Genomic DNA, 17,424 nt, shown 5'->3' with positions numbered 1-17,424 from the left:
AAATATTAAATTTTGAATTTAAAACTAGAAAAACCCATCGTATTTTTTGATTTAGAAACGACAGGTGTTAATATTGCCACTGATAGAATTGTAGAAATTGCCATTTTAAAAGTTTTTCCTAACGGAAATAAAGAAAGCAAAACGTGGTTGGTAAATCCTGAAATGGAAATTCCTCAAGGCTCAATTGATGTTCATGGAATTACGAATGAAAAAGTAGCATCAGAACCCACTTTTAAAGAATTAGCACCCAAAGTAAATGAAATGATTGGCGATGCTGATTTGGCAGGTTTTAACTCCAATCGTTTTGATATTCCTTTGTTAGCAGAAGAGTTAATGAGAGCAGGTATTGATTTTGATATGAAAAATAGAAAAGCAATTGATGTGCAAGTTATTTTTCATAAAAAAGAACAAAGAACTTTAAGTGCTGGGTATCAATTTTATTGTGGTAAAGAGTTAGAAGGAGCTCATGGAGCAGAAGCAGACACCAATGCAACCTATGAAATTTTATTAGCTCAGGTAGATAAATATGAAGATATAGGCAATTCTGTAGCAGATTTAAGTGCGTATTCTACACATGGAGAAAGAGCCGATTTTGCAGGTTTTATTTTGATGAATGATAAAAACCAAGAAATTTTTTCTTTCGGAAAATATAGAGGTAGAACTGTAGAGGAAGTGTTTAAAGAAAACCCAGGTTATAATAATTGGATGCAAAATGCAGATTTTCCTTTGTATACAAAAAAGGTATTGAGAGAAATAAAAGAAAGAATGTCTGCACCAAAAAATGTACTTTCTGATGAAGAAAAGTTACAAGCTTTGCAACAGAAGTTTAATTTGAGGTAGTTGAGATAATTAGTATTTTAGATTTCTAGATAATTAGATTTTTTCATTTTGAAAAAATATATTAAATAATCTAAGAATCTAAAGTGCCAACAATCTAAAAATCTAGAAAAATATGTTTACAGAATATAAAAATTTACCCAATAATTCTCGTGTTTGGATTTACCAATCTGATAGAGAATTTACAGCAAAAGAAATAGCATTTATTTCTGAAAAAGCAGTTGATTTTATCAATCAATGGACGCGTCATGGAGACGATTTAAAAGGATCTTTTACTATAAAATACAATCAGTTTTTGGTGTTGGCAGTTGATGAAAGTTTTAACAATGTTTCTGGCTGTTCTATTGATAGTTCTGTTCGTTTTATTAAAGAATTAGAAAATGAATTGCAATTAGATTTAATGAATAAATTGAACGTTACTTTTAAAGATAACGAGAATGTTAATTTAGTAAAATTATCTGATTTTCAGAGGTTTGCTAAAGAGCAGAAAGTAACTTCAGAAACTATTGTTTTTAATAATATGGTAAATACTAAAGCAGATTTTGAAAACAATTGGGAAATTGCTGCAAAAGATAGTTGGCACAAACGTTTTTTGGTATAACTATTGTTTTTAGTTAAAAGGAATTCGTTTTTAAACAAGTTGCGTTAGGGATTGAAATGGCATCCTTTTTTGCTGTTTTTTCAGCAAAAAAGATACAATGGAAAGCCCGTTAAAACGCCCAAATAAATACACTAGAAATTTAGAATGAAAAATAAGTTACCCCTAATCTTTTTAATATGTTTTGTGTTTAATTTTACAGCACAAAGTGTAGATCCTTTAAGAACAGAAGATGCAGTTGCACAAACTAATTGGGTTGAGCACGTTTTAAAAAACATGACTTTAGATGAAAAAATTGGTCAGCTTTTTATGGTGCAAGCATACTCTAATAAAGATAAAAATCACGAGGATTTTATTACAGAAATGATTACAAAATATCATGTTGGTAATTTAATTTTTATGCAAGGAACTCCGCAAAAACAAGCTGTATTAAATAACAAATATCAAGCAGCTTCTAAAGTGCCTTTGTTAGTTGGTTTTGACGGAGAATGGGGTTTAGATATGCGATTAAAAAACACCTATAAGTTTCCTTGGAACATGACTTTAGGTGCCATTAAAAACGATTCTTTACTTACAGAATTTGGATCGCATTTAGGAAAACATTGCAAACGATTGGGGATTCATATAAATTTTGCACCTGTTGTAGATATTAATACAAATCCAGAGAATCCTATTATTGGGAATCGTTCTTTTGGTGAGAATAAAGAAAACGTAACTCAAAAAGCAATTGCATTTACAAAGGGAATGCAACGTGAAGGCGTTTTGGCAAATGCAAAACATTTTCCTGGTCATGGAGATACAGCAACAGACTCTCATCATACCTTACCTGTTTTAAATTTTGATATGAATCGTTTAGATTCTATTGAGTTATACCCTTACAGAAGTGTTTTTGATGCAGGTATTACAAGTGTAATGACAGCTCATTTAAGCATACCAAGCTTAGAACCTGATGCAAGTTTGCCAACTTCTTTGTCTAAAAATGTAGTAACTAATTTACTACAACAAAAATTAGGTTTTTTAGGATTGGTAATTACCGATGGTTTAAATATGAAAGGAGCTGCAAATTATGCAACTTCTGCAGAAATAAATTTAGCCGCTATTTTAGCAGGGAATGATTTGTTGTTAATACCACAAGATGTGCCTGCAACTATTAAAGCAATTAAAAATGCAATTGCCTTAAAAACCTTATCAGAAGAACGTATTAATTTATCTGTAAGAAAAATATTAAAAGCAAAATATTGGGCAGGTTTGTATAAGTATCAGCCTGTAGTTATTCATAACATTCAGCAAGATTTAAATACAGTAGCAGATGAATTGCTGCATAGAGAATTGGTTAAAAACTCTTTAACGGTTGTTAAAAATAATAACAATAACATCCCTGTAACCAATCTAGAAAAAAAGAAAATTGGCTATGTAGAATTAGGCGACGATTCTGGTAATAATTTTGTTGAAATGTTACAGAATTACGCAAAAGTAGATGTAATTTCTGATCAAAGTTTAAACGCTCTTCTTAGAAAATTAAAGCCTTATAATTTGGTAATTGTTGGTTTTCATAAATCGAATAAAAACCCTTGGAAAAGTTATAAATTTACTGACAAACAATTGGTTTGGCTTCAAGAAATTGCAAGACAAAATAATATAATTTTAGATGTTTTTGCAAGTCCTTACAGTTTGTTACAAGTAAAAACATTTGCAAATATAGAGGGTGTTATTGTTTCTTATCAAAATAGCAAAATTGCACAAGAACTCTCTGCACAACTTATTTTTGGTGCTTTTGAAGCAAAAGGAAAATTACCTGTTTCCATTCATAAAACGTTTTGTGAAGGAGAGGGTTTAAGCACTTATAAACTTAGTCGATTTGAGTATACCATACCAGAAGATGTAAAACTATCTTCTAAAAAGTTAGAGAAGATAGATTCTTTAGCAAACATTATTTTAAAGAAAAAAATGGCTCCAGGATTCCAAATTTTAGTGGCTAGAAAGGGGAAAGTTGTTTTGAATAAAAGTTATGGGTATCATACAGACAAAAAGATTAGAAAAGTAAAAAATTCTGATGTGTATGATTTGGCTTCTTTAACCAAAATACTAGCTTCTTTACCTTTAATAATGAAAGCAGAAGAAGAACACAGAATATCTTTAGATGAAAAGCTAGGAGATATGTTGCCAAGTTTTAAAAACACCAATAAAGCAGGGATTTCTGTTACAGAAATACTATCTCATTATGCAAAATTAAAAGCATGGATTCCTTTTTATTTAGCCACTCAAGATAGTGCAACACAAAAAAACTTACCCACTTTTTACAGTAAAACACAGTCAGAAAAATATGCCATTAAAGTGGCTAAAAATTTATACATCAAACAAAATTATAAAGATAGTATCTATAAATATATAAGAAATGCAGATCAAAGAGAAAAAGAAGGGTATAGATATAGCGATTTAGGCTATTATCTTTTTAAACAAGCTTTAGAAGATACTTATCATAAACCTTTAAATACTTTGGTAGATGAAGAGTTTTACCAATCTTTAGGAGCTAATAGAACAAGTTATTTACCGCTTCAAAAATTTGCCAAAAAAGAAATTATACCTACTGAAAAAGACACCTATTATAGAAATCAATTAATACAAGGTTATGTACATGATATGGGTGCAGCAATGTTAGGTGGAGTAGGAGGTCATGCAGGTTTGTTTGCCAATGCCAATGATGTTGCAAAAATTATGCAGATGTATTTGCAAAAAGGATATTATGGAGGAAAACGCTATTTAAAACCAGAAACGTTCGATAAATTTAACCATCGTTATTTTTCAGATAAAAAAGTACGTAGAGGTTTAGGGTTTGATAAACCCCAGTTAAATCCTAAAATTAAAGCCACTTGTGGTTGTGTTTCTGATGAAAGTTTTGGACATTCTGGTTTTACAGGCACCTATACTTGGGCAGATCCTAAAAGCGAAATTGTATATGTATTTTTATCAAACAGAGTTTATCCTACCATGGAAAATAAAAGTTTAATAAAAAGTAATATGCGTACAGAAATTCAGCAAGTTATACAAGATGCTATTTTAAATTAGTAGCTATTTCCAGCTTTCACTACTCGCTTTTTTTGCCTGAAAAAGGCAAAAAAGAGCTCAAATAGTTAGCTTGTCTTGAGCGAAGTCGAAAGATTCGATCTGGACTAAGATTGTTTGCCAACTTTTGATGTTAAGAAGTTTTTGTTTTAGTATTTGTTGGAAGCAAAGTTTGTTGAAACTTGACTATTTTGTTCTTCTTTTATGCGAAATTCTATCTGTTTTCCTAATATTGTAAAACGTGTTTGTACAAGATTAGTTGCGTGACTTAGCAATAAAGTTAATAAATAATTACTGACAAAGAAAATCAGCGAGGATTTTCGTAAGTGAGCTAAAAGCAAGCAATAAATTATATATGGTGTTGTAGGTAGTTATTTAATCCTTTCCTTAAATAATTCATATCTATTTAATGGTGCTAAATCGTCTTTTATTAAAATTTTACTATTCATAGTTTCTTTATATTTTTCAATTATTTGCACATAATTTTTGTGAGATAAATATTTAGCAGTAATGGTTTCGAGAATTAGAGAACTAATCCAAACAATGTTTTGTAATGATTTATGAAATTTTTCGGCATCTTCATCTGGTATACTTGAAAATATAAATGTGTCAGCATTTTCATAATTCGCTCTTATTCTTAAACGATAAAGACAGTCATAAATTGAAGTTGGTGGCGTGTTTCCAATAATAATTTTTTTCTGTTGTGGCGAAATTCGTTTTTTACTATTTTCCTTTTTCCATTCGCTGTATTTTCTTTCCAATTCTTTTTTTCTTGTAGTTTTTAGAAATTTAGAAAAATTGTCAATTGGGTTTTCTTTCGCCTTGTTTGATAATTGATGGTTATTCGTAAAATCAGAGTTTTTATTAATAAATAAATTATCATCAGGATTCTTTTCACACAATAAGCTCCAAGGTGAGGGAAACAAATCTCTTCGTTTGTCAAGTTCTTGAGAAAAGTGTTTTAATGTTGTTCTGTGCTTTGGATTAACTTCTTGTTTTTGACTTATTAAATATGCTCTTATTTGTAAATAACAAGAATAATAAGTATAAACTTGTGCCCAATGAAGAGAAAATCCTGCAAATTCAGTTGTCAACGTTAACTGGTTCATTTGAAATTCAGTATACCAAGCATTTCGTAAAATTTTAGAAATCTTTTTTATATCTAAATCTTTTTTTGTTTGAATTTTTTTAAATGCTCTATTCGCTGTTATCTGGTCAAGGAATGAATCTATTTCCTCAACACTATTTTCAACACATTCAGAAATTGATTTTAAATAACTGAAATATGTATCAAACACGACTTGTTCTTTGTCGTCAAAACGATTAGTAAATTGATTTGTATTGAGCATTTTTTTTAATTACCTACAACTTGTTACATCCACAACTCCCCTCAATTCTTAAAAGCAAACTCAATAATATTAGCCCCCATTTTCAAAGCTTTTTCTCTCACACTTTTAGGGTTATTATGGATGATTTGATCTTCCCAACCATCACTTAAATCGGTTTCATAATCGTAAAAAAGAATTAATCTACCCTCGTAAAATAAACCAAAACCTTGGGCTGCTTTTTTATCATGCTCATGAATTTTCGGAATTCCTTCAGGGAATTTAAACGTCTGATTATAAATTGGATGATTTGTTGGAATTTCTTTCAATTCTAAATCAGGAAACACTTTTTTCAACTCTTTTCTAATAAATTTATCTAAACCATAATTGTCAGAAATGTGTAAAAATCCGCCAGAAATTAAATAGTTTCTAAGGTTGTTTGCTTCATCATCAGAAAAAAGCACATTTCCATGACCTGTCATAAATAAAACAGGATAGTTAAAAATATCTTCACTATCAACCATCACACTTTGTGGGTTTTTAGAAATATTGGTTTGAATATTTTCGTTAGCAAAAGCCACTAAATTAGGCACAGCAGTTGGATTTGCATACCAATCTCCACCACCATTATATTTTAAAATAGCAATTTCTTGTGCGTTTATAGAAAGTGAAAGTATAAAAAGTAATAAGCAGATTTTTTTCATAAAAGTAAGAGTTTCGATACCATTTCTATGAAAAATAGAAATCACTCGAACTGACATTTTGTTATTTGTAAGCAAGATAGTAAAAACCTACTGATTTATAAAAGAAACAATATTTACAGCAACCAAACCAGCAGTTTCAGTTCTTAATCTACTTTCACCTAAAGAAATAGGAATCATGTTTTTTTCTAAACATTTTTTTATTTCTTCCGAAGAAAAATCACCTTCAGGACCAATTAAAAGGGTTGTTTTTTGAGCTGGTTTTACAACAGATTGTAGCAGATTTTTATTTGCTTGTGGTTCACAATGTGCAATACAAGCTTGTCCTTCAAAATCTTGATTGATAAAGTCTTTTAGTTTAATTGGGGCATTTAGTTTTGGCAAGGTAAATTTTAAAGACTGCTTCATTGCAGATTGAATAATTTTTTCAAAACGTTCTAATTTTACAATTCTACGTTCAGAATTACTACAAATAATGGGTGTAATTTCATCAATACCAATTTCTGTGGCTTTTTCTAAAAACCATTCAATTCTGTCGTTTAATTTTGTAGGTGCAATGGCAATATGAAGGTAATACTGCCAAGGTTTTGGTTTTTCTTCATATTTAATAACTTCTGCTAGACACTTTTTATCATTGGCAAAACTAATTTTTACATCAAATAAAAAACCCTTTCCGTTTGTAATTTTAAGAACATCGTTTTCTTTTTTACGTAAAACACGCACAATATGTTTACTCTCAATTTTATCAAAAGTAATTTGTTTGGTTTCTGTAGAAATTTCTGAATTGTAGAATAGTTGCACGTAAGGTTTAAAATTTAAAGTTTAAGATTCAAAGTTAGTTAGAAATAATGATTTTAGTCTTTAGTTTCAAAGTTTCAAAGTTTTTCTTGATTCAAAGGCACTGCTAACTGAAACTGCCTACTAAATATTCTTCCTATAAGTCCTACGTCTTTTATGAGTAACAGGATCAAAATTTTCCCATAATTTATTAATGGCAACATTGTCTTCTAGTTCAGGCGTTCTTATGCAATTATCTATGCCTAAAGGAGCAAAAGTTTTGGTATATTGATCAAAAATAATAGCATGTACCCCTTTGTTTTGATAGTCTGGATGCACACCAATCAAGTAAAAAGTTACGTCTTTAGCGTGTTTTCTTGCTTTTAATAAATGGAACAATCCAAAAGGAAATAGTTTTCCTTTTGCTTTTTGCAAGGCTTCAGAAAAAGAAGGCATTACAATGGCAAAAGCAACTAATTTATTGTCTTTATCAACCACAAATTTTATATATTCTGGGTTGATAAACGAAATGTATTTTTTCTTAAAGAAGGCTATTTGAGCATCAGAAATAGGCACAAATGTAGATAGTTTAGAATAGGCTGCATCAAAAACTTCAAACATCTCATCTACATAAGGCATAATGTCTTTTGTTTTTGTAAAATCTAGTGCTTTTAGTTTTAAGCGTTTTTTTAAGATATTACTAATTCTATCAAAATAAACACCATCAACATTTTTAAATTTAAACTTATTTTCTAAATATTCTTTTTCTTTGGTAAAGCCTAATTGCTCTAAATGCTCTTTGTAATAAGGATGATTGTACCAAGTAATCATGGTACCAATATGATCAAAACCTTCTACTAAAACACCCGTTTTGTCTAAGTTGTTAAAACCAATTGGTCCCTCAATATATTCAAGTTTGTTTTCTATGCCAATTTCTTTTACTTTTTCTAGTAAAATTTTACTCACTTCAATATCATCAATCACATCAAACCAACCAAAACGCATTTTTTTAATTTGTTGTTTTTCAACTTCAAACCAATTGATAATGGCAATAACTCTCCCAACAATTTCTCCATTTTTAATGGCTACAAAAAACTGAGCATCCGCATTTTCAAAAACAGGATTTTTTGTTGGGTCAAAATTATCAATTTCATCTTTTATAATAGGAGGAACCCAGTATTTATTGTTCTTATATAAAGAAAAAGGAAACATAACAAATTGTTTCATTTCCTTTTTTGAAGCTACTTTTTTTAGTGTTATCATGTAACTAAAATTAAAAATTCTGCTTGTTTTGTATATTACTTTCTTCGAAATAGATTCATAAGACGATTTAAAAAACTATTCTCTTTCTTGTAGTATGCATCCATTGCACTGTCTTTTCCTTTATATTTTTGTCCCTTTTGTTTTTTCTCTTTAGATTTTGAGTATCCATCGTCATGTTTATCAATTCTGTAAGATACACCAAAGCCTAGAACAAATCCAGGGTTTATGCCTTCTAAAATAAATCTTGCAGAAGTATTAATTTGAAAATCTTTACTAAAAAGATACGCCAAACCAGCACCTATATTTGCATTGTTTTGATGTTCTTGAAAAATGCCTTGATGCTCTAAAAAGCCAGACCATCTAGAACCAAAATTTTGAGTAGCTGTAATAATATATGAAATTTCCTCAAAATTAGTTCCTATTCTGTCATAAAAAACATTTGAAATCACATTAAAATCTCTAGATAAATTCTGTTGTAATAAAATACCAGCTTTTGGAGATAAACCTCCTTGTACATAAACTTCATTTACAAAACCGGTGTTTAAACCACCATAAATAGCAATAGAAGGCAGCAATCTTTTTTTATCAAAAGCATTTCGTCTTTTCCAACTTCTAACTTCTTTACTTTTATCTGTATAAGTGGGTTGATATAATAAGTATTTTGCCCCTAAAGAAAACTTGCTAACTCCAGAAGCAGATTGTTCAGATTTAAAAACGTTATCAAATGCAAATTGATCTCTTTGATAGATAAGTTGCCCATTAAATTCTAATTTTTCACGAAGAAAACTCGTTCTAAAAAGAAGGTCTGCTCCATAAGATTGTGGGTTAGAAAAAGTAGTTTTTGTATCTGTATTTCTTAGAAAAAAATTACTTTCAACTTGGTAAACACCCAAACCAACTGCATAAGGACTCTCAGATAAACCAGGTTTGTTAGAGTTGATGACATCTGTATATTGAGCTTGTATTGCCGTTATTTTTAGTAAAAAAAAGACAAAAAGTAGTTTTAAAAAAAAGGGTTTCATAAATTAAAAGACATTTTAAAAGTAATAACTGTCAATAAACACAAACATAGGTTAAAAATGCTGTTTTTAAAAAGCAAATGACACTTTTTTGAGTTTGTGAAACTTTTATAGTTTGTAAACGTTAAAATTGTGTTCAAATTGTTATTTTTGACTCATTTTACAGACAAAATTATGTTAGCAGGACTATTTAAAACATTACTTTATATTTTAATTTTTTACTATTCTTTTAAGTTTTTAGCGAAATTGTTTGCTCCCTTTTTAATGAAAAAAGCAGCAGAAACAATTAAAAAGAAAGCTGAACAACAATATGGAGGAGGACCACAACCAAAAAATACGGTTCCAGAAGGAGAAACAGTCATTGATAAAAAACCAAGAAACCAACAACAAAGTAAAAATTCTGTTGGCGAATATGTAGATTTTGAAGAATTAGAGTAACCTATTATTCTCAAAAAAATATTAAATTAGTATTTACAATATTAAAAATCAGTCATTTGAAAATTTCTAATAAAGTTATTCCTTATCTAATTGCAATCGCAATTTTTGCTTTAGCAGCGATTACTTATTTTTATCCTGTTTTAAAAGGGCAAAAATTAAACCAATCAGATATTACGCAATTTAGAGGTAGTGTTAAAGAAATTGCAGATTTTAGAGCAGCTAAAAAGACTGAACCTTATTGGACAGGGAGTTCTTTTAGTGGAATGCCAGCTTACCAAGTGAGTGCTTATTATCCGAATGATTTTGTAAGATCACTAGATAAATTATTACGTTTTTTACCAAGACCTGCAGATTATACCTTCTTATACTTTTTAAGCTTTTTTGTTTTGATGATGGCTTTAAAAGTCAATTGGAGATTGGCAATTTTAGGGTCTTTAGCCTTTGGTTTTTCTACCTATTTGATTATAATTTTTGGAGCAGGTCATAATGCAAAAGCTCATGCAATTGCTTATATGCCATTGGTTTTAGCAGGAGTTTTATGGGTTTTTCAAAAAAGATATTTGTTAGGTTTTTTAGTTACAGGAGTCGCCATGGCTTTAGAAATTTATACAAACCATCCTCAAATGACTTATTATTTAGGGTTTTGTTTGTTAATTTTAGGAATTGTTGAATTCATCCATGCTATTAAACAAAAAATAGTACCAACTTTTATTAAACAAGCTGTTGTAATTATTGCTGCTATATTGTTAGGAATAGGTGCCAATGCCTCTCGTTTAATGGCAATGAAAGAGTATGCAGAGTATAGCACCAGAGGAAAATCTGAATTAACCATCAATGTTGATGGAAGTAGCAAACAAGCAACTCAAGGATTAGACAAAGCCTATATTACAGAATATAGTTATGCAAAATTAGAGACGTTTAATTTGTTTATTCCACGTTTTATGGGTGGAGGAACTGTTGAGAAATTGGGAGAAAGTTCTAACTTTTATCAAACTATAGCAGCCAAAGCAGGTAAAAAAGCAGCCAAAGAATATGCAGAACAAGTACTCACTTATTGGGGAGATCAAAATATTGTAGAAGCACCAGCTTACATTGGTGCTGTTGTTTTCTTTCTGTTTTTCTTAGGATTTTTCTTAGTAAAAGGTCGTTTAAAACAATGGTTAGTTGCTGCAACTGTATTTTCAATATTAATGAGTTGGGGTAGAAATTTTGAGGTTTTAACTAACTTTTTTATTGATTATTTTCCTTTATATAATAAATTTAGAGCAGTTTCATCCATACAAGTTATTGCAGAATTGTGTGTGCCAATTTTAGCAATTTTAGGTGTAAAGGAGTTCTTTTCGTCAACTATTTCTTCGGATGAAAAAATACAAGCATTAAAAAAAGCAGTGTATGTTTTTGCAGGATTGATGATTGTTGGCTTTTTGTTAGCACATAGTTTTTCTACTTTTCAAGGATTAAGAGATGAACAATACAGTCAATTACCAGGTTTAATAGATGCTTTAATTGCTGATAGAAAATCGATGTTATTGATGGATGTTTTACGTTCTTTAGCGTTTACTGTTTTTTCTGCGGTTGTTTTATGGATGTTCTTAAAAAACAAATTAAGACAGGGTTTTGCAATTATGATATTGCTTGTTTTTGTTTTGGTTGATTTAATTTCTGTGGATAAAAAATATGTAAATAAAAACGATTTTAAAGCGGCAAGAAAAATAGAAAAGCCTTTTGTTGCCTCAAAAGCTGATCAATATATACTTCAAGATAAAAGCCATTTTAGAGTTGGTAATTTTTCTGTAAATCCTATGAGCGATGGTAGTACATCTTATTTTCATCAATCTATTGGTGGGTATCATGCAGCAAAAATGATGCGTTATCAAGAATTATTTGATTTTCAAATAGCCAAAAATAATAGGCAGGTTATCAACATGCTAAACACAAAGTATTTTATCATTCCCACTGAAAGTGGAGAAAAACAAGCACAATTAAATACAGAAGCAAATGGAAATGCTTGGTTTGTAAAAGAGTTAATTGCTGTACAAAATGCGAATCAGGAAATGCAAATGTTAGATTCTTTGGATACAAAAAATCAAGCTGTTTTTGATAATTTTAAGTATGGTAGTAGGTTTAAAGTAAGTGGTATTCCAAAATTCCAAAAAGATTCTACTGCAACTATCAAACTAATAAAGTATGATGTTACAACGTTAACTTATCAATCTAAAACCCAAAAAGAACAGTTTGCAGTTTTTTCTGAAATTTATTATAAAGATGGCTGGAATGCATACATTGATGGAACTTTAACGCCACATTTTAGAGTCAATTATGTTTTACGAGGAATGATTGTTCCTGCAGGAGAACATAAAATTGAATTTAAGTTTGAGCCAAAAGTAATTCAGCAAGGAAAAATAATTTCTTTAACTTCTTATGGATTATTATTCTTAATTGCAGTTGGCTGGTTTTTTTATGAAAAGAAGCAACTGAAAGAATGAAAATAGGAATGATTTTAGACGCTCCATTTCCACCAGATCCAAGGGTAGAAAATGAAGCCGTTTCTTTGGTAAAAGCAGGACATGAAGTTTTTCTATTCTGTTTAAAATATGGAAATGAAAAATCGTCTGAAAACATCAACGGAATTCAAGTTAAAAGATATGCATCCAATAAATTGGAATATAAATTATCTGCTTTAGCATACACAGTTCCTTTTTATACTTTTTTGATGCAAAAGAAGATGCATCAATTTATAAAAGAAACAAAAATACAAGCCTTACATATTCATGATATTAGAATAGCACAAGCTGTTTATAATGCAAATAAAAAATTTAGCTTACCTGTAGTTTTAGATTTGCATGATAATATGCCAGAAGTGATGAAGTTGTATCCTCATTTGCAGAAATTCCCTGGAAAGTATATGATTTCGCCATTAAAATGGAAACAAAAAGAAAAGGAGTTTATTGAAAAAGCGGACAAAGTAATTTCAGTTTCTCCAGAATTTTTAGAGAATTTAGTAGTAAGAATTCCTGCTGTAAAAGACAAATTAGTACTTGTGCCTAATACAATTAGAGCCTCTTTTTATACAGATTATAAGGTTGATGAAACGATTGTAAATAGATATAAAGGTAATTTTGTGCTTTTGTATTTGGGCGATACACATGTAAGAAGAGGTTTGCAAACTGCTATTGAATCTCTTGTTTTTTTAAAGGATAAAATTACAAATATTAAATTGGTAATTGTTGGTAAGAATACTACAGATGTTATTTTAAAACAACAAGTTGCCCACTTAAAATTAGAAAAGTACGTTGCTTTTGAAGGTTGGCAAAATGTATCTTTATTTCAGTCTTATATTTTAGCAAGCGAAATTTGTATTTCGCCATTGCATAGAAATTTACAACATGATGTAGCTTATGCTAATAAAATTTTTCAATATATGAGTTTAGGAAAACCACTTTTAGTAAGTGATGCAACTGCTCAAAAAAGGTTGGTTGAAAAAAATAATACAGGTTTGATTCATTTAGATAGAAATGTTAAAGATTTTTCAGAGAAAGTTCTAACACTATATAGAGACAAGGATTTAAGGCACCAATTAGGCGAAAACGGAAAACAGTTTATAGAAAATGAGTTTTCTTGGGAACAAACGTCTAAAAAATTAATCGATTTATACGATAACTTATCATTTTGAAAGTTTTAATAATTACATATTATTGGCCTCCTGCAGGAGGATCTGGAGTACAACGTTGGTTAAAATTTGTAAAATATTTACAAGATTTTGGCATAGAACCTATTGTGTATACTGTTGATAATGTCAATTACCCCAAAGAAGACACAACGTTACATAATGAAATTCCAAAAAACATTCAAGTTTTAAAACAGCCTATTTGGGAACCAACCCACTTGTTATTTTGGAAAAAAAAGAAACAAAAAACAGGTATTTCAAATGTTGCAAAAAATGGTTTGATGTCTTTTATTCGTGGAAACTTCTTTATTCCAGATCCAAAAATATTTTGGGTACAACCTTCTGTAAAATATCTTCAAAAATATATTTCAGAAAACAAAATTGATAGCATAATTTCTACAGGTCCACCTCACAGCATACATTTAATTGCACAAAAATTACATCAGCAAAACAATATAAAATGGATTGCAGATTTTAGAGATCCTTGGTCAGATTTGTACTATCATAAAGACTTTAAGCAATTACCTTTTGCAAAAAAGAAGAATTTAAAATTAGAAGCCGCTGTTTTAAAAAATGCAGATTGTGTCCTTACAGTGAGTAATTCATTAAAAACTGCATTTGCTAAAACAGCAAATAGAGTAGAAGTAGTTACCAATGGTTTTGATGATGAGGTTTTAGCTGAAAATGAGGTTGATTTAGATGCTAAATTTACAATTTCTTACATTGGTTTGTTGCCTAAACAGAGCAATCCTAAAATGTTTTTTAAAGTTTTAAAAGAGCTTTGTGAACTAAATATAGATTTTAAAAAAGATTTACAACTCAATTTTATTGGAGATATTTCTGAGGATGTAAAAACAGAAATACATAATAATCAACTAATAGATAATACTTGTTTTGTTGGTTATGTGCATCATCAAAAAGCTATTGAATATCAAAAAAAAGCACAGGTTTTGTTGTTGTTAATTCCGAATATTAAAAAATCTAAAGGAATTTTAACAGGAAAATTATTTGAGTATTTACAAGCAAAAAGACCCATTTTAGCAATTGGTCCAGAAAAAGGAGATTTATCAGAAATTTTAGAAAGCACAAATACAGGAGTAGTAATTGGTTTTGATAATGAAGACAAATTAGCATTAGAAATCAAAAAATTGTATCAGCAATATAAAAAAGGATCTTTAGCAGTAGCTTCTAAAAATTTAGAGCAATATCATAGAAAAGAGTTGACTAAAAAGTTAGCTTCTGTAATTAAAAGTTTACATTCGTAATATGGGAATTGTACTAAAACAATCTTTTAGAAATACGATTATTATTTATGCTGCTTTTTTAATTGGCGGTATCAATACAATTATTTTTTACCCAAGAATTTTAGAGTCTGAGTTTTATGGTATGGTTACTTTTTTGTTATCTGCCTCTAATTTAATTATGCCTTTAACAGCATTTGGAATTCAATATACAATTGTTAAGTTTTTTTCTTCTTATAAAACCAAACAAGAAAAAGATACATTTTTATCTTCAGTATTATTTTTACCTCTTATAATAGCTTTGCCTTTAGGTTTTCTGTGGGATTATGCTCATTTATGGATTATGAGTAAAGTTACAGAAGAAAATCAAATGATAGAAAATTACACCTTTTCTATTTACATAATTGCAGTTGCTTGTGCTTATTTTGAGCTTTTTTATTCTTGGACAAAAGTGCAATTAAATACTGTTTTTGGTAATATTTTAAAAGAACTTTGGAATAGAGTAGTGGTTATGATTCTTTTATTAGCTGTTTTTTTTGCTTTTATAACCAAAGAAGAATTTATCTTTTACTTAACCATAGCTTATGTATTAAGAGTATTTGTAATGATGTTTTATGCTTTTTATGTCTATTTACCAAAATTTCAGTTTAAGCTACCTAACAATACATCAGAAATTATAAAATATTCGTTATACATTATTTTAGCAGGTAGTGCTGGAGCAATTTTATTAGATATTGATAAAATTATGATACCAGGAAAAGACACTATAGAAAAAGCAGCCTACTATTCTGTGGCTGTTTTTATAGGTAGTTTTATAGAAGCACCAAGTAGAGCAATGACTCAGATTTTACAACCTTTAACTTCTAAATCTTTAAATGAGTTTGACCATAAAGAAGTAGAGAGTTTGTATAAAAAAAGTTCTATCAATCTTTTTTTGGTTGGTGGTTTGTTTTATGTGTTGGTTAATTGTGGTGTTACAGAACTTTTTAAAATAATGCCAGATAAAGGTTATGCAGGAGGAGAATGGGTAGTTTTTATGATTTCTACAGCCAAATTGTATACCATGTTTTTAGGCAGTAATGGTGCTATTATTAACAATTCTAAGTTTTATAAAATAGCATTACCAATTGCAATTGGTATGTCTGTTGGCGTTTATTTTTTAAATGACTTGTTCTATTTTAACTTAGGTATTGGTACAGATGGTTTGGCATTATCTACTCTAATTATTATAGTGGTATTTAATACTTTTAAGTTATGGTTTGTTCATCGTAAGTTTTCTATAACTCCATTTACCCCAAAATCTTTAAAAATGTTTACAATTATTATTATAATGATGGGCGTTTTTAATTTTTGGGATTTTCCAATCGATGATATTTACTTTTGGAAATTTCCAATTCATCCAATTATCAATATTGGCTTAAAAAGTATTTTAATAACTGTAGTGTATCTGTTTTTAATTTTTAAATTAAATATATCTACAGAGTTAGATAATTTACTTAAAAAATACTACAGATAGCAATCTATGAAATCTGTAAGCATGTGAAATAATAATGCAAAACAGAGTATTCTTGTTTTCTTAAAAAATACCCCAACAACATAAAAACCAATTGCTATATAAGAATGTAGTGGATGAAAGTTGATACTGCATCTGTTTTTATCAAAAATAGGATTTGCTAAAAGGTGGTCTAAATCTACCAACATAGAGCCAATAAATATTACATAAACAATTTTCCAATTATTTTTAAAGAAAATATAAGCAATAAAAAATGGAGCTATAAAATGCAATCCATAATGTATAAAGAATCCTAAAGTCATAAGTAACTTATGGCATTTGGTCCTTCCATAAAAAGTAAGTCTAAAATTGATAAATTAGGAATAAACCCATGTTTATCATCAAACATTTGAATGTACTTTTCTACTAATTTTTTAGGTTGATTTTTTACGTTAGACAATTCTCTAAAATCTTTTTCAGTGCTTTCTACTACATATTCTTCAGTTTTAGAATATTGTTGAGATATTTGTAAAGCATCAGAAATAAATAAAAACGTATCAATATTTACATCTTGTAAAAATGTATATTTTTTGTTGAAGATTGGTAATAAATCGTCTTCATAAAATTCATAAAAAGGAGAAGTTCTATATGCTGTTTGTAAAGATTTTAAATGATGATCTTGCCAAAGAGCATCATTATCTACCAATAAATCTTTGGTTTTTTTACGTTGATTATTTCCTTTGTTTTTATCTATTACAGGAATATTTAGTAATTGTTTTCCGTTAGAATTATAAATGTAACATCTATTTCTATAACTCTGTTTCTGAAAATTATCTTCCATTTCAAAAACTATGGAATCAGATTTTATAATTTCAGAATATTCAGAAATTGGTCCAAAGTAGGAAGGAATAAATAATGACATTTTTCTAAGTATTCAGTTTACAGTCCTAGTATTAAGTCTCAGTTTAAAGTTTGTTGTTACTGCAAACTGCTACTGAAAACT

Annotated in this window: 15 protein-coding genes; 8 read left to right on the top strand and 7 right to left on the bottom strand. The window is 29.2% G+C overall.

What is annotated here, in order from left to right:
• Positions 1-12 precede the first annotated feature (12 nt).
• From Q0731_RS06675 to Q0731_RS06665, 3 genes are all read left to right on the top strand, one after another.
• Positions 13-840: a 3'-5' exonuclease gene (locus Q0731_RS06675; protein WP_299061659.1), complete on the top strand. Its 828-nt coding sequence runs from the start codon at positions 13-15 to the stop codon at positions 838-840.
• Positions 841-952: 112 nt separating this feature from the next.
• Positions 953-1,438: an ABC transporter ATPase gene (locus Q0731_RS06670; protein WP_299061656.1), complete on the top strand. Its 486-nt coding sequence runs from the start codon at positions 953-955 to the stop codon at positions 1,436-1,438.
• A gap of 144 nt (positions 1,439-1,582) precedes the next feature.
• Positions 1,583-4,501, top strand: coding sequence for a glycoside hydrolase family 3 N-terminal domain-containing protein (locus tag Q0731_RS06665; protein ID WP_299061653.1), 2,919 nt, complete (start codon positions 1,583-1,585; stop codon positions 4,499-4,501).
• Positions 4,502-4,869: 368 nt separating this feature from the next.
• On the opposite strand, the gene Q0731_RS06660 is transcribed toward Q0731_RS06665, so the two are convergent.
• From Q0731_RS06660 to Q0731_RS06640, 5 genes are all read right to left on the bottom strand, one after another.
• Positions 4,870-5,847, bottom strand: coding sequence for a hypothetical protein (locus Q0731_RS06660; protein ID WP_299061650.1), 978 nt, complete (start codon positions 5,845-5,847; stop codon positions 4,870-4,872).
• A gap of 41 nt (positions 5,848-5,888) precedes the next feature.
• The gene (locus tag Q0731_RS06655) at positions 5,889-6,527 is read right to left on the bottom strand and encodes a DUF4159 domain-containing protein (protein WP_299061647.1); all 639 of its coding nucleotides are present in this window, start codon (positions 6,525-6,527) and stop codon (positions 5,889-5,891) included.
• An 87-nt stretch (positions 6,528-6,614) separates the two neighbouring features.
• Positions 6,615-7,325, bottom strand: a complete 711-nt coding sequence (locus tag Q0731_RS06650) for a 16S rRNA (uracil(1498)-N(3))-methyltransferase (RefSeq protein ID WP_299061644.1) — start codon at positions 7,323-7,325, stop codon at positions 6,615-6,617.
• Positions 7,326-7,445: 120 nt separating this feature from the next.
• Positions 7,446-8,564 carry a GTP cyclohydrolase gene (locus Q0731_RS06645; RefSeq protein WP_299061641.1) on the bottom strand — a complete coding sequence of 373 codons (1,119 nt, stop codon included), beginning with the start codon at positions 8,562-8,564 and terminating at the stop codon, positions 7,446-7,448.
• Between the two features lie 35 nt (positions 8,565-8,599).
• Positions 8,600-9,586 (bottom strand): transporter, encoded by a 987-nt coding sequence (locus Q0731_RS06640; RefSeq protein ID WP_299061638.1) that lies wholly within the window; start codon positions 9,584-9,586, stop codon positions 8,600-8,602.
• Between the two features lie 261 nt (positions 9,587-9,847).
• On the opposite strand from Q0731_RS06640, the gene Q0731_RS06635 reads away from it, so the two are divergent.
• From Q0731_RS06635 to Q0731_RS06615, 5 genes are read left to right on the top strand one after another with little or no spacing between them, the layout of a single operon-like run.
• A complete protein-coding gene (locus Q0731_RS06635) occupies positions 9,848-10,021 on the top strand; it encodes a hypothetical protein (RefSeq protein WP_299061636.1) in 174 nt (57 codons plus the stop codon).
• 47 nt (positions 10,022-10,068) lie between these two features.
• Positions 10,069-12,507, top strand: a complete 2,439-nt coding sequence (locus tag Q0731_RS06630) for a YfhO family protein (RefSeq protein WP_299061889.1) — start codon at positions 10,069-10,071, stop codon at positions 12,505-12,507.
• Complete coding sequence (locus tag Q0731_RS06625; protein WP_299061633.1) at positions 12,504-13,694, top strand: glycosyltransferase family 4 protein; 1,191 nt, start codon at positions 12,504-12,506, stop codon at positions 13,692-13,694. Before Q0731_RS06630 ends, Q0731_RS06625 begins: the two co-directional genes overlap by 4 nt.
• Positions 13,691-14,953 (top strand): glycosyltransferase family 4 protein, encoded by a 1,263-nt coding sequence (locus tag Q0731_RS06620; RefSeq protein WP_299061630.1) that lies wholly within the window; start codon positions 13,691-13,693, stop codon positions 14,951-14,953. The genes Q0731_RS06625 and Q0731_RS06620 overlap by 4 nt, the downstream gene beginning before the upstream one ends.
• 1 nt (position 14,954) lies before the next feature.
• Positions 14,955-16,445, top strand: a complete 1,491-nt coding sequence (locus Q0731_RS06615) for a lipopolysaccharide biosynthesis protein (RefSeq protein WP_299061627.1) — start codon at positions 14,955-14,957, stop codon at positions 16,443-16,445.
• Here the strand turns inward: Q0731_RS06615 and Q0731_RS06610 are convergent.
• Together Q0731_RS06610 and Q0731_RS06605 are read right to left on the bottom strand one after the other, a co-directional pair.
• Positions 16,436-16,744, bottom strand: a complete 309-nt coding sequence (locus Q0731_RS06610; RefSeq protein WP_299061624.1) for a DUF6122 family protein — start codon at positions 16,742-16,744, stop codon at positions 16,436-16,438. The two genes, Q0731_RS06615 and Q0731_RS06610, sit on opposite strands and share 10 nt — an antisense overlap.
• A complete protein-coding gene (locus Q0731_RS06605; protein WP_299061621.1) occupies positions 16,741-17,343 on the bottom strand; it encodes a WbqC family protein in 603 nt (200 codons plus the stop codon). Before Q0731_RS06605 ends, Q0731_RS06610 begins: the two co-directional genes overlap by 4 nt.
• Positions 17,344-17,424: the final 81 nt, after the last annotated feature.

Source organism: uncultured Polaribacter sp. (genome assembly GCF_947497695.1).
Lineage (GTDB): Bacteria > Bacteroidota > Bacteroidia > Flavobacteriales > Flavobacteriaceae > Polaribacter.
The sequence above is the reverse complement of the archived record's forward strand: the minus strand, read 5'-3'. Positions and strand labels throughout refer to the sequence as shown.

Bases quoted from the DNA above. Each gene is read 5' to 3' on its own strand.
- Q0731_RS06670 (WP_299061656.1), top strand. From the start codon at position 953: ATGTTTACAGAATATAAAAATTTACCCAATAATTCTCGTGTTTGGATT.
- Q0731_RS06665 (WP_299061653.1), top strand. From the start codon at position 1,583: ATGAAAAATAAGTTACCCCTAATCTTTTTAATATGTTTTGTGTTTAAT.
- Q0731_RS06660 (WP_299061650.1), bottom strand. From the start codon at position 5,847: ATGCTCAATACAAATCAATTTACTAATCGTTTTGACGACAAAGAACAA.
- Q0731_RS06655 (WP_299061647.1), bottom strand. From the start codon at position 6,527: ATGAAAAAAATCTGCTTATTACTTTTTATACTTTCACTTTCTATAAAC.
- Q0731_RS06645 (WP_299061641.1), bottom strand. From the start codon at position 8,564: ATGATAACACTAAAAAAAGTAGCTTCAAAAAAGGAAATGAAACAATTT.
- Q0731_RS06640 (WP_299061638.1), bottom strand. From the start codon at position 9,586: ATGAAACCCTTTTTTTTAAAACTACTTTTTGTCTTTTTTTTACTAAAA.
- Q0731_RS06635 (WP_299061636.1), top strand. From the start codon at position 9,848: ATGAAAAAAGCAGCAGAAACAATTAAAAAGAAAGCTGAACAACAATAT.
- Q0731_RS06625 (WP_299061633.1), top strand. From the start codon at position 12,504: ATGAAAATAGGAATGATTTTAGACGCTCCATTTCCACCAGATCCAAGG.
- Q0731_RS06615 (WP_299061627.1), top strand. From the start codon at position 14,955: ATGGGAATTGTACTAAAACAATCTTTTAGAAATACGATTATTATTTAT.
- Q0731_RS06610 (WP_299061624.1), bottom strand. From the start codon at position 16,744: ATGACTTTAGGATTCTTTATACATTATGGATTGCATTTTATAGCTCCA.
- Q0731_RS06605 (WP_299061621.1), bottom strand. From the start codon at position 17,343: ATGTCATTATTTATTCCTTCCTACTTTGGACCAATTTCTGAATATTCT.